General features: G+C 58.1%; 8 protein-coding genes. 6 read left to right on the top strand and 2 right to left on the bottom strand.

Going from position 1 to position 13,221, the window contains the following annotated elements:
- Positions 1 to 57 precede the first annotated feature (57 nt).
- Together METAL_RS09150 and METAL_RS09145 are read left to right on the top strand one after the other, a co-directional pair.
- Complete coding sequence (locus tag METAL_RS09150; RefSeq protein WP_005371681.1) at positions 58 to 1,074, top strand: M14 family zinc carboxypeptidase; 1,017 nt, start codon at positions 58 to 60, stop codon at positions 1,072 to 1,074.
- Positions 1,067 to 1,840, top strand: a complete 774-nt coding sequence (locus METAL_RS09145) for an alpha/beta fold hydrolase (RefSeq protein ID WP_005371679.1) — start codon at positions 1,067 to 1,069, stop codon at positions 1,838 to 1,840. Before METAL_RS09150 ends, METAL_RS09145 begins: the two co-directional genes overlap by 8 nt.
- Positions 1,841 to 1,861: 21 nt before the next feature.
- Here METAL_RS09145 and METAL_RS19935 read toward each other — a convergent pair whose 3' ends face one another.
- Complete coding sequence (locus tag METAL_RS19935) at positions 1,862 to 5,011, bottom strand: sensor domain-containing protein (RefSeq protein ID WP_005371678.1); 3,150 nt, start codon at positions 5,009 to 5,011, stop codon at positions 1,862 to 1,864.
- 200 nt (positions 5,012 to 5,211) lie between these two features.
- Complete coding sequence (gene recJ, locus METAL_RS09135) at positions 5,212 to 6,954, bottom strand: single-stranded-DNA-specific exonuclease RecJ (protein ID WP_005371676.1); 1,743 nt, start codon at positions 6,952 to 6,954, stop codon at positions 5,212 to 5,214.
- 213 nt (positions 6,955 to 7,167) lie between these two features.
- Between recJ and METAL_RS09130 the strand changes: the two genes are divergently transcribed.
- The 4 genes from METAL_RS09130 (at position 7,168) to METAL_RS09115 (ending at position 13,021) form a co-directional block, all read left to right on the top strand.
- Positions 7,168 to 7,800, top strand: a complete 633-nt coding sequence (locus METAL_RS09130) for an HD domain-containing protein (RefSeq protein ID WP_005371675.1) — start codon at positions 7,168 to 7,170, stop codon at positions 7,798 to 7,800.
- A gap of 260 nt (positions 7,801 to 8,060) precedes the next feature.
- Entirely contained in the window at positions 8,061 to 9,812 is a 1,752-nt protein-coding gene (locus tag METAL_RS09125) for a carbamoyltransferase family protein (protein WP_005371672.1), read from the top strand.
- Positions 9,805 to 11,988 (top strand): iron-containing redox enzyme family protein, encoded by a 2,184-nt coding sequence (locus METAL_RS09120; protein ID WP_005371670.1) that lies wholly within the window; start codon positions 9,805 to 9,807, stop codon positions 11,986 to 11,988. The genes METAL_RS09125 and METAL_RS09120 overlap by 8 nt, the downstream gene beginning before the upstream one ends.
- Positions 11,981 to 13,021, top strand: a complete 1,041-nt coding sequence (locus METAL_RS09115; RefSeq protein ID WP_005371667.1) for a fatty acid desaturase — start codon at positions 11,981 to 11,983, stop codon at positions 13,019 to 13,021. Before METAL_RS09120 ends, METAL_RS09115 begins: the two co-directional genes overlap by 8 nt.
- Positions 13,022 to 13,221 lie beyond the last annotated feature (200 nt).

The raw sequence follows: 13,221 nt of genomic DNA, 5'->3' as shown, positions 1-13,221 counted from the left end.
GCACCCGCCTCAACGGCGGAACAGCGCTTAATTCATCACGGAAATAACGATAATTGGATGGCGGATTTTGTCTTACCGGAACTCGACAGGCTCGAACGCCTCATCGAACGACTCGGCAACCGCGCGCAGTGCGAAATCGTCGAGCGCATTCCTTACGAGGGGCACCAATTCCCGATTCACTGCATCACGCTCGGTTCGAGCCGGCCGGAGGCGCCGGCGCTGGCATTTTTCGGCGGCGTGCACGGCCTCGAAAAAATCGGCTCGGAAGTGATCCTGTCATTCATCCAAACGATCACCGGCCTGCTCGACTGGGACGAAGAATTCGCCGCACGACTGCAGAAATCGCGCCTGGTCTTCATGCCTCTAGTCAATCCAGTCGGCGTGTATCTCGGCACGCGAGCGAACGGCAACGGCGTCGATCTGATGCGCAACGCGCCTGTCGAAGCCGAAGGCGCCACCCGGCTGTATTGCGGACAGCGCATCAGCCCCCGCCTTCCCTGGTACCGCGGCAGCGAACTCGAAATGGAGAAGGAAGCGCTGGCCTTGTGCCGCGTGGTCGAAAAACACTTGTTCGGCTCGAAGCTATCGATCGCGCTGGATCTTCATTCGGGTTTCGGCATTCGTGACCGCTTATGGTTTCCCTATGCTTCGCGCAAGACCCCGTTCGGCCATTTGGCCGAAATGCTGGCGCTAAAGGAAAACCTCGACCGCTGCTACCCTTACCATATTTACAAAATCGAACCGACCTGCACCGAATACCTGATCAACGGCGATTTATGGGATTATCTGTTCGACCGCTTCGCCGAACAGGCACAGGAAGCGCGGCTGTTTCTGCCGCTGACGCTCGAAATGGGGTCCTGGCTCTGGCTGCGCAAAAACCCTTTGCATCTGTTTTCGCGCCACGGCCTGTTCCATCCGATCCTGCCGCACCGCCAGCAGCGCATCTATCGGCGTCACTTCCTGCTGTTCGATTTCCTGCATCGCAGCCTGCTCTACCCGGCGGGCTGGACAGCCCTGGGCGAACGGCAAAAACACCAATACACCCGGAAAGCGATGGAGCTGTGGTATGCCTGAACCGACTGCCCCCCCTTTCATTTTGCTGCGCGGCCTGACCCGCGAATCGGCGCACTGGGGGGATTTCGTGCCGCAGTTGCAGGCCGCGTTTCCGAACGCACGACTGACTTTGCTCGATTTGCCCGGCGCAGGCCTTTTATTTCGAGAAACTTCGCCGGCCTCGATCCGCGGCATTCTGGAAAAAGTCCGAATGCAGGCGCTCGAACAGAATTCTCTCAATGAACCGGCCGTGTTGATCGCCGTTTCGCTGGGCGGCATGGTCGCCTGGGAGTGGATGCTCACGCATCCTCAGGAAATCGGCGGCGGGATCCTGATCAGTACCAGCCTGGGCGGTTTGAGCCCTTTTTACCGGCGCCTGCGCTGGCAAAATTACGGCAGACTGTTCGCCGCGGCCGGGAATCGGGATGTCGAAAAAAGAGAACCGGCGCTGCTCGAATTGCTCAGCAACCGCGAAGACCGCTATCCGCAAACCGCCGCCGACTGGATCGCGATTCAAAAAGCGCGCCCGGTCGGCGCCGGAACCGCTTTCCGCCAGTTGATGGCGGCCGCGACTTATTGCCCCGGAGACATCAAGCCGAAGCCGCCGATCTTGCTATTGAACAGCCGCGGCGATCGACTGGTCGATCCGCAGTGCTCCGAAGCCATTGCCCGCAAATGGCAGCTCGAATTCCATACCCATCCCTGGGGCGGGCATGACTTGACGGTCGACGACAGCGGCTGGGTGGTGGCGGAAATCCGTGCCTGGATCAAAAACGCGGCGCGCTGAAAAACGCCAAAGCACGGCGATTTACGAAATCGTCGGCTCCGAAACGGCCGGGCATAATGCCGGATGCTTCGCTAACAGGGCCTCGAACCGATCGGCGGGAAGGGGTTTCGAAAAAAAGTAGCCCTGCCCGTAATCGCAGCCCATCTTTTTGAGTATCGCGTACTGGTCTTGAGTTTCGATGCCTTCGGCGATCACCTGAATGCCCAACTTGTGAGCCATGCCGATCATCGCTTCGCAAAGCGCCAGATCGCTGGCCCCGGAAGCGAGATTGCGCACGAAGGACTGGTCGATCTTGAGATAATCGATATCGAACTTTTTCAGATAGGAAAGCGACGAATAGCCTGTCCCAAAGTCATCCAGCGCCACCTGTATCCCCATGTCCCTGAAGACCAGCAATTGGCTGCTGATTTCCTCCCGGGCTTCCATCAGCAGATTCTCGGTGATTTCGACAACGATACTTTGGCCCGGCAAATCGGCTTCCGCCAAAGCATTGAAGCAAGGGACCCGGCTGTCGGCATTCGCCCTGAACTGGGCGGGAGACATGTTGACGCTGACCTGAAACGCCGGATAATGGATGGCGCGCCACCGCGCCACTTGGGCAGCCGCCTGGCGGCACACCCAATTGCCTATTCCGATGATCTGGCCGGTGTCTTCGGCAATCGGTATAAAGTCGGACGGACTCACCAGTCCCCTCTGGGGATGCTGCCAGCGAATCAGCGCCTCGGCCTTCTGAATAAGGCCGGTTTCCAAATCCACGATGGGTTGGTAGTGCAAAATAAACTGATCGTTTGCCAAGGCGCTGTACAGGTCGTTGGTCAACCGCATGCGGGCATTGGACACCTCCTGCATGGCCGGCGTGTAATAATGAAAACGATTGCGTCCTTGGCGTTTGGCCGCATACATGGCTTGGTCGGCGTTTTTAAGCAACGTCGTAATGTCCCGGGCATCGTCGGGATAGAAAGTGATGCCGATACTGGCCGAAACATAGGCCAACTCGTTCTTCAGCCGGTAAGGCATCGCCAGTTTATCGAGAAGACCATTGGCAACCCGGCCGACATTGCCGACATCCTGCAAATCGTCCAGAACGATGATGAATTCATCCCCGCCCAGACGCCCGGTAATGTCGGATTCCCGCACGCATTCGGCCATACGCTCCGCCGCTTCCTGAAGCAGCGAATCGCCGACCTCGTGCCCCAACGTATCGTTGACGTCTTTGAAACGGTCCAGATCGATCAACAGCACCGCAAATCGCCTGTTATCCCGGCGCGCCCGCTTGATTTCTTCCATCAACCGATCATGGACCATTCGCCGGTTCGGCAGATTCGTCAAAAAATCGAAATTGGCCTGGCGCCAGATAAGCTCTTCGCTCTTTTTCTCTTCGGTAATGTCGGAAAACAGCGCTACCCGGCGGTACGTCGAACCTTCATCCCGGCAAATCGTATCGGCGATCAACCGCGCAGGATAGATTTCACCCCCCTTGCGGCGGCTCCAGACCTCTCCTTGCCATTTGCCGGAAATGGAAATCGCCCCATCCATCTCCCGAGCGAAAGTGCCGTCATGGGAAACCGAAAAGAGAAAGTCCGGCTGTTTACCCAAAACCTCCTCGAAGCCGTAGCCCGTAATTTCGGTGAAGGCGGGGTTGACGGTAATGATGCGGTTATCCGCGTCGGTTACCATCATCGCTTGGCTGCTGGCTTGATATACCAGAGTGGCGAGCTCCATCTCTTCGGCGGCGAGTCTGCGGTCCGTGATATCGGTGAACATGGCGAATGCGCCGGCAAAGTTGCCGTCGCTGTCCGTCAATGCGGAACCGGCAATCGAACACCAACGGACTTTACTGTCCCGGCGGCATAGCCGCAGCTCGTAATAGGTGCTTTCTCCTTGGCTTCTTTGCCGCATTTCGCGCCGAAAATGCGGAATGTCCGCCTCAAAAACAAATTCCTCCAACAGCCGTCCGAGCATCTGTTCGGGCGCATAACCCAGCATCGAAGTCATGGCCGAGTTGACGAGAACGATGCGAAAACGCCGGTCGATCGAGCAAATGCCCTCATTGCTGGTCTCGACGATGAGCCGATAGCGCTCTTCGCTTTCGCTTAAAGCTTTTAAGGCTTGACGCCATTGGGAGATGTCCTCCGTAATCGACCAGATATAGCGCTGCCCATGAGGCCCGGATACCAGCATGCCGTTTAGACGGAGAGGAATGCGCTGGCCGTTTTTATTCCGGTATTCTTTCTCGTACGGTCCGTAGTAGCCGACGCGGAACAGCGACTCCAACTGCTCCGCTTCCTGCGATTCGTATTCCGGCGGCGTCAGCGTCCAGTAATCCAGGTTCTTGAGTTCGTCCGCCGAATAACCGCACATGCGGCGAAAAGCTTCGTTGAATTCGATAAAACGGCCCTTCATGTCGGTCAGGGCGATGCCGAGCGGCGACAACTCGTAAAGCCCGCGCAGCCTCTTTTCATTTTCTTTCAAATGTTGTGAATATTCGCGGTTGAGAATCAGGCTCATCGCAATCATCAGGCCCAAATAGCCATAAGACCGCAAAGGGACAAAATCGATGGCGAACAACCTCACCATAAGCCCTTCGGTCAGGAACATCATGAAAAAGCCGACGGCGGCGATCATACCCAAGAGATTGCGATGTCCGCTATGACGGTAAAAATCGCTCAGCGCATGCAGCACATAGCCAAAGCTCGCCATCACCGTAACCATGCCGAAATAAAACCATCGCCCCGGCTGACCTACCACCAGGGCAACCGCTTCTCCCCATCTCGAATGCAAAGTTTTGAAACCCTCGATCCGGTCGTATAACAAACCGAAAGGCTGGCTTACATTCACCCATAACAATAAAACGTAGAGCAGGGTCAACCCTTTCAGAAATCGCAGCGGCCGGCTGTTGGAAAAGAGCGCGATAAACCAAAGGAAAATCATGAAAAATACGATGCTGAGACCGAGGCTCCATTTGAGAGCCGTAATGCATTCATCGAGATTTTCGGCTTTTAACGACCGGCATTCAAATAAGGCGACCAGCGATACGACCCAACTCGCCGAGCCGAATGCGATCTGAGCGGCATTGAAGGGCCGGCTGAAACCCACGGAAAAATGAATCAGACCGGCATAAATGCAGAGGCCGGAGAGAACATACAAGCTGGGCGCAATGATTTGGATCATCTTCTACGGGTAAGCGGGACATAGGCCGTGCCGAACCGGCAAGAGGCTATGATCAAAGGTCGTCAGGCGGTGAATGTCCGACTCAGTATAGCCAGCTTTTCAAGACGTTGGCTCAAATTCGGACTTTTTTACAAAAATCTTCCATCTCCGGCTTTTCGTTTACCCCGCTCCCGCAACAGTACCGGACAGCCTTCAAAGGGTTACAACGTTTTTTCGAGATACTGCACGATCAACTGCACATTGCGGTTGCTCCTGAATTCGTTGATGTCGAGCTTGTAGGCCGCCCGGCAGGCGCGAAGGCCGAGCCATCGTTCGGGGTGATCGATAAAAAACGCGATCGCATCGATCAATAGGCCATTGGCGTTTCTCAACACCAGCTTCAGATGCTTCTGGCCGACGATGCTAGCCTGTACGACCTCGAACTCGCCCTGGAAAACCGGTTCCGGAAAGCCCTGTCCCCAGGTCGCGGCGTTCTGCAGCAGTTCGGCGAATTCGACCGTCATTTCCTGTTCGCTAAGTTCGCCGTCCGAAAGCACTTTCTGCTCCAGATCGACCTCGTCCAGGCGTTTACGCACCATTTCATCGAACGCCAGCGCGAACGGCGGATAATCGTGCATCGCAATACTCATTCCGGCCGCCATCGCGTGGCCGCCGAATTTGCTGAGCAACTTCGGATGCGCGGCCGCGATGTCGCTGAGCACGTCGCGGATATGCACCCCCGGAATCGAGCGGGCCGAGCCTTTGATCTGATCCTTGCCTGCCGGCGCGAACGCGATGACCGGCCGGTGCAGGCGGTCCTTGATCCGGGACGCCAGAATCCCGATCACGCCCTGATGCCAATTGGGGTCGAACAGGCACACGCCGGCAGGCAAATGGCGCTCGTCGAGCGCCCGCATCTCTTTCAGCAGCGTCAGCGCCTCGTGCTTCATCTGGCCTTCGATTTCCTTGCGGCCGTTGTTCAGGTCGTCCAGCTGCAGGGCCATCTGCCTGGCTTCCTCCGGATCGTCGCTGAGCAGGCACTGAATCCCCAGCGTCATATCGTCCAGGCGGCCGGCCGCATTCAAACGCGGCCCGAGCGCGAACCCCAGATCGGCGGCCTGGAGCGTGGCCGGTTTGCGGCCGGAAACGTCGACCAACGCCTGAATACCGGGATGCGCCTTGCCCATCCGAATCCTGAGCAACCCTTGATGCACCAATATCCGGTTGATCCGGTCCAGCTCGACTACATCGGCAACCGTTCCCAGCGCCACATAATCGAGCAACTGGCCGAGATTCGGGTCGGGCAATCCCTTGGCCTGAAACCAGCCGGTTTCCCGGAGCCGGCTTCTGAGCGCCAACAGGCAATAAAACATGACCCCGACCCCGGCCAGCGCGCGGCTCGGAAATTTGTCATCGGGCAGGTTCGGATTCACGATCGCCTCGGCGGCCGGCAGCTCGCTCCCCGGCAAATGATGATCGGTGACCAGCACCTTGATGCCGGCCTGTTTCGCCGCCAGGACTCCGTCGATGCTGGAAATGCCGTTATCGACCGTAAGGATCAGGTCGGGCTGTCTCCGCTTGACCAGCTCGACGATCTCGGGCGTCAATCCATAGCCGTACTCGAAGCGGTTGGGCACCACGAAGCCGACGCGCCGGGCGCCGAACAGTTGCAGGCCCTTGATCGCCACCGCGCAGCTGGTCGCGCCGTCCGCGTCGAAATCGGCCACGATCACGATTTTTTGGTCCTGTTCCAGCGCCGTGATCAGCTGCTCCACCATCTTCTCAATGCCCGACAAAAGCCAGGGCGGCGGCAATTTGGCCAGCGAACGGTCCAGATCGTCGGGCGAGGCGACGCCCCGCGCCAAAAAGATGCGCTCCAATATCGGATGCAGGCCGTCCATAGGCAGATGCGGTTGAACCAATGGCCGGGAAGTAATGATTTTTTTGACGCCTTGAGGGTACATGCGCGGGGGGAAATTAAGTCGCTTTCAGAGCTGATAAAGATGAGCCATTATAGCGCCAAATAACGTAACTCCGATCCGGATAATGTCCCGAATCTAGCCGTTGACCGGGCAATGACAAAGGGGCTATTTTTTATATTTTTGTTGCAAGCTGAATCGGCAACGGGAAAGATAGACATAAATTTATCGATAACTTATAGGACACATTATAAGACCATGTTTCTGGTTGAGCGCTGGTTTGAAGCCTGGGCAGCCCTCGGAGTTCCCCGCAGCCCCGAGCTCGAACGGCTGCATGCCGATTTGACGCGGCGTTACTGCGAGCCGCATCGGCATTACCATACGCTGCGGCATCTGGCGGAGTGTTTCGGCCATTTGTCCGAGTTGGCGCCGTATCTTTCGCATAAACCGGAGTCCGAGCTGGCGCTGTGGTTCCACGACGCCGTTTACGACCCGCATCGCACGGACAATGAAGCGCTAAGCGCGGCTTGGGCGGCCGATTCGGCCCGCTCACTGGGCGTTGCGGAACCTACGGCCCGGCGTATCGCCCGGCTGATCATAACCACCCGCCACAATGCAGAACCCGAGGGGAACGATGCTGAGGCCGTGACTGACGCCGACCTGGGCATCCTGAGCGCCGACGCCGGGCGCTTCTTCCAGTACGAAGCGCAAATCCGGCAGGAATATGCCTGGGTTCCCGAAGCTGACTTTAGAGCCGGGCGCGCCGAGTTTCTGGCCCGCCTGCTGGACCGGCCGCATATTTTCTCGACGGAGCGCTTCCGCCGCCGTTATGAAGCTCGGGCGCGCGCCAATTTGCAGGCGTCCGTTCGCCGGTTGGCCGAGAGCCCTTGAGCCCGTCCCCGGCTCAAGCGTCCACCTCGCAACACAAACCCTCCTCTTCCTCCCGTTCGCCGTCGAAACGGGAAATTCCGATTTTAAAACAGCAAATTACAAAATATTCCATCCCGTTCCTCGGGAATTCCCGATTTTAATCTGGATTCCTCGCGCCATTATGGTATATACATCACTGATCGCCGGGATCGATGATCTCGATCGGTTGGAGCCCTCGATAACAACGATAAAACATCCACCCGAATCATGCCTGGAGCGGAATGAAAACCTATTGTATCGGCTTGTCGGTCACTTATCACGACTCGGCGCTGGCGATTGTCGACGCGGCGGGCGATGTGCTGTTCGCCGAAGCGACCGAACGCTTTCTGCAGAACAAGCGCGCGTTGAACGCCGAGCCGGACCAGTTGTTCCGGATACCGGAGCTGCTCGAAACCTATTGCCCCGATCCGGGCGCAATCACGGTCGCCAGCAACTGGCGCAAACGGCGGCCGCTCTACGAATCGCTGATGTCGCGGCTCGGCCTGCTGTCGGCGCCGGGCCTGCTGAAAGACGGCATCAAACGGCTGCGTTCGCCGCTCGGCAATTATCAGCTGCACCACATGATGGCCTGCCAGCACAACAGCATCCGCCGCGCCGGCCTGAATCTGGTCCGGATCCTCCGCGAACGCTATCCGCACTGCAAAATCCGCTTCGCCAACTACGACCATCATCTGACGCATGCCGCGGCCGCCTGCTACGGCAGCCCGTTCGAGGAAGCCGCCTGCGCGGTGATCGACTCGTTCGGCGAACGCGGCGCGATGGCGTTTTACCGGTACCGGGACGGCAGGCTGGAGCCACTTTACGAGGCCCGCGGCGCAGGTACCGCAAGCCTCGGCCTGTATTACATGAAGATCACCGAACTATGCGGCTTCGACTGGCTGAAAGGCGAGGAATGGAAGGTAATGGGTCTGGCGCCTTACGGCCGCCTGAACGAAGCACTGTATGCGCTGCTGCAATCGACGATTACGCTCGACGGCTTCGAGGCACGGCATCAGGGCAAGAAAATTTTCGACCGGATCGACCGGCTAGACGTCTTCAAGCACAAGCAGCAGGATCCCATCGAACTGGCCGCCGATCTGGCCTTTACCGGCCAGCGATTTTTTGCGGAGACGGTGAACCGGCTGCTGACCCATCTGCAGCATGTCACCCAGTCCGACAATCTGGCGTTGGCCGGCGGCTGCGCGCTGAACTCCTCGAATAACGGCCGGATCACCCAGGAAACCCCGTTCAGGCAAGTTTATGTGCCTTCCGCCCCGGCCGACGACGGCTGCGCGCTCGGCGCGGCCTGGCTGGCGCATCATGACGCGCATCCGGCGCCTCCCTCACCGAAGGCGATACAAACGCCCTACACCGGTTCGGTAATCGCCGAGGAGGCGATCGACCGCCTGCTGCGCTTCAACCGCTCGCTGACGATCGAGCATCTGCCGGAGTCGATCTGCGAAGCGGCCGCCCAACGGCTGGCCGAAGGAAGACTGGTCGGCTGGCTGCAAGGACGCGCCGAATTCGGGCCGCGCGCGCTCGGCAACCGTTCGATCCTGGCCGACCCGCGCTTTGCCGAAACGCAGGACCTGATCAACGAAAAAATCAAATTCCGCGAAACCTTTCGTCCGTTCGCACCGTCCATTCTGCATGAGTTCGGCACCGACTATTTCGAACATTACCAGGAGTCGCCGTATATGGACAAAACCCTGAAAATTCGCGAAACGATGCGCGGGCGGATTGCTGCCGTCTGCCACGTGGACGGCACCGGACGCCTGCAAACGGTCAAGCAGGAATGGAACCCGCGTTTTTACCGGCTGATCGACTGCTTCCGGCAAGTGACCGGCGTTCCGGTGCTGCTGAACACCAGCTTCAACGTGATGGGAAAACCGCTGGCACATTCGCTCGAGGACGCGATCGCGCTGTTTCTGACTACCGGGCTGGACATCCTGGTCGTCAACGACTATCTGATCGGCAAGCCCCGCGATGCATGAGCCCGCCGACCCTTTCGCTCTTCATCTGAAGCCGGCCTTTTCGAAGGCGGTTTACCGGACGGCGCGGCAATACCGCCAAAACGGGAGAACACTGTTCCATGCACTGATCCAGGATGGTGAAGAGCCCGCGCTGTACCCTTTCGCCTATCATTTTATCGAAAGCCGCCAGGCCGGAAAGACATCGTCCGATTCAACCGGATTGCCTTCCAGATGGGATAGCGAGAGTATTTTACAGGCGTTGACATTGCAAGAATCGACCTTTCCGCCAATAACAGCCACACTCGCCCAACTGCGAGATGCCCTGGTCCAGGTTCAACCGGTGCTGCTGACCGAACCGTGCTGGCTGCGGAACATCCTGCAGACTGCGACGAATCAAGCGCCGGCCGCGATTGCCCTGTCGGCCGTGTATGCCTCGTCCGGCGCGATGGCTGCGTCGGACAAAGCGTTTCAAGCGTTGCTCTTGAACGCCGGCCTGGAAATTCCCGATCCCTGCAGCAGTGCTTTTGCCCGGAACGAAACGATCGATTCCCGGTTTTTCGATTTCGCGGCGCTGCAACTGGCGCTTGGGCAATTTCCACGCGTCTTTTTTCCCGAAATTCTCGGCTTTACGGTTGCGTGGTGCGATTCGCGGAGCCTGCTCGAAGGATTGGCGAACGATCCTCCGGAATTAACGATTTATCTGCAACGCAGGCGGAATCGATTGCCATCGGCAAAGCCTATTGCAATCGATGCGATCCGGGATTACCTGGCCCGGTTCGAGAGCGGCAAGACTACGCTCTGGCAACGCATAACGGCTGGATTCGATCTCTACCGGAAGCATTTCGAACGATGCGAGCGTCGGCTGCGCGACCGCCTGGAAAATCCCGAAACCGCCGCGCAGGCAGCGGCAAAGATGTTTACGGAGAAAGCCCAGGGCGCCTGCGGGCACCACCGTCATGTCAGGCTGGAAGGACGCTCGCTGGACGACTGGTTCGCCGAACAGCCTTTCGATGGCAAGGGGTTTCTTGCCGCCTTGCACCGATCGGCCTACATCAACCGGCAAAATCCCGCCGCCAGCCCCTTGCTGAAGCTTTTCGAGTTCGAAGGACCGATGTTCGGCGTATTGACCGAAGCCGATAGGGATTGTCTGAAATACTGGCTAAGCGGAGAAGATGCCGGCTTCGAAGAAGTGCCCTGCCCCGGCGAAACTCCGCCCGAAACGGACTGGCTGCCGGCGGAAGGCGGAGACGATACGCCCGCATTCGGCAACATGAACCGGCGCGAACTCTATTATTATCTGGTCAATGCCGAGCTTTATCCAGACGTATTGCCCGCCGCCCGCCGCCTCGTCGAACGCGTGCTGCGTGCAGCGGGCCGGTTCAGCCGCTTGCCGTTCGCAAACTACACGCACCAGGCCTTTACGAACCATATCGATACGCTTTATCGGCGCGAGATGCAGGCTTACGAACCGTTGGCAGAAAAGCCCCGTCTGTCCAGGCGAGCCTATGTCTGGGGCATCGAACAGCTGGCGCCGGCGATTTTGGCCGACGGCTGCTGGCTACAGCATGCAAGCCGCCTCGAATTCACTGCGTATGCAGCCATCGGCGCGTCCTTATCCAAAATCTACGACGACGAAACCGGTAACGGGACCGAAGCGCAGAACCATCCGGTCATTTACCGGCGCCTGCTCGACAGCCTGCACATCGATCTGCCGCCGATTCACGATCCGGCCTTCTGCCATCATCCCGGTTTTATCGACAGCGCCTTCGACATTCCGGCGTATCTGCTGGCTATTTCGCAGTTTCCGGCCAGTTTTCTGCCGGAACTTCTGGGCCTGAACCTGGCGATCGAACTGAGCGGCCTCGGTAGGATTTACCTGCGACTGGCCGAGGAACTGGAGTTTTGGGGCATCGATCCGAAGATCGTGAAAGTGCATACCTCGATCGATAATCTGGCGTCGGGGCATGCGGCGCTTGCCGGAAACGCAATCCGGCATTATTTGGATCAAATTGCCACCGGCCAGGGCGAAACCGCCAAAAACGCCCACTGGCGCCGGATTTACCGCGGCTACTGTTCGCTGGCGACGGCCGGGCGGACCTTCAAAATCGCGCTGGCCGTTCGTTATTTATGCAAGCCATTCCAAGGCCGGTGTAGCGGCCGGCACTTTTTTGTCCGCCGCTCCGGCCAAAATGCCTAGCTGTTTCGGGTATCTGCTCGCTTTCATCTTGCCGCTCGGCAGTTTTGTGTTTTTACTGGGCGGGCCTCACCCCCCGGCAACGGCATTGGCCTGGACGCTGCCCTTCTGGCTGATGCTGCTGTTGGACTGGAAAACGCCCGATTGGCCGAGCCATCCGGACAAAAAAATGCCGGAGCTGTACTATGACGGGATTCTGTATGGGCTGGCCCTGCTGCAATGCCTCAACATCGTCCTGATGCTCGAATTCGTGTCGAAGCTGTCCTGGGGAGAGGCCGGCGATTTCGGCGCTAATCTGATCAATCTGCTTCTGGTCCGTTTTTTGGTCGGCACCAGTTCGGGCACATCGGGCATCGTCGTCGCGCACGAACTGATCCACCGCGATTCGAAGCTGCAGCGCGTATTGGGACATCTTTTGCTGTACAGCGTCTGTTACGATCATTTCGTGATCGCGCATCAACGCGGCCATCATCACCATCTCGGCATGCCGGAAGATATCGCCACGGCACATTTCGGCGAAAGTTTTGCCGCTTACTGGCGCCGGGTTTTCAAAGGTTATTTTAACTATGCCTGGCGATCGGAACGGGAGCGGCTCGGCATCGGGCGGCGTTTCTGGCAGGCCGGACTGTTGAAGCATCAGGTGCTGCACGGTTTGGCGGTCGAATGCGCATTCGTCATCGGGATCGTTGCGCATTACGGCTGGCTGGCCGCGCTGCTGTTTCTTTACCAGGCATTCGCCGCGGTCCGGATCCTGGAAGCCGTCAATTATTTCCAGCACTGGGGGCTCGGCGAAGGCCGGTTCGGCAGAACCTATGGCTGGGTCACAGGCTCATGGTTGTCTCGCTATGCGCTGATCGGCCTGTCGAATCACATCGGCCATCATCTCAACGCCAAAAGCCGCTATCACCAAATCACCTATTCCGACCGGGGGCCGAAAATGCCCTACGGCTATTTCGTGATGAATCTCTGGGTAAAACTGCACAATGCGTCATACCGGAAGATGGCGGAAAATAAGCTGCTCCACTTCGATTGCTGAAAATATAAGCTTTACCTTCCACGTCAAGCGTTATGAATAGCAGCGTTGTAGGGCGTTTTTGCGACAGCAAAACGCCAATCCCCTTCAAAGCGCGGCGGATTGCCTAGCGGCGAATCCGCCCTACAAAAGCGACAAGTTTTACCGAAGATTTTCGCCCCTCAGTGCCGGGACCGTTCGTCGAGCGCTGCAGAGCTGTAGGG

Source organism: Methylomicrobium album BG8, assembly GCF_000214275.2.
Lineage (GTDB): Bacteria > Pseudomonadota > Gammaproteobacteria > Methylococcales > Methylomonadaceae > Methylomicrobium > Methylomicrobium agile.
This window is presented reverse-complemented; position numbering and strand designations above follow the sequence as displayed.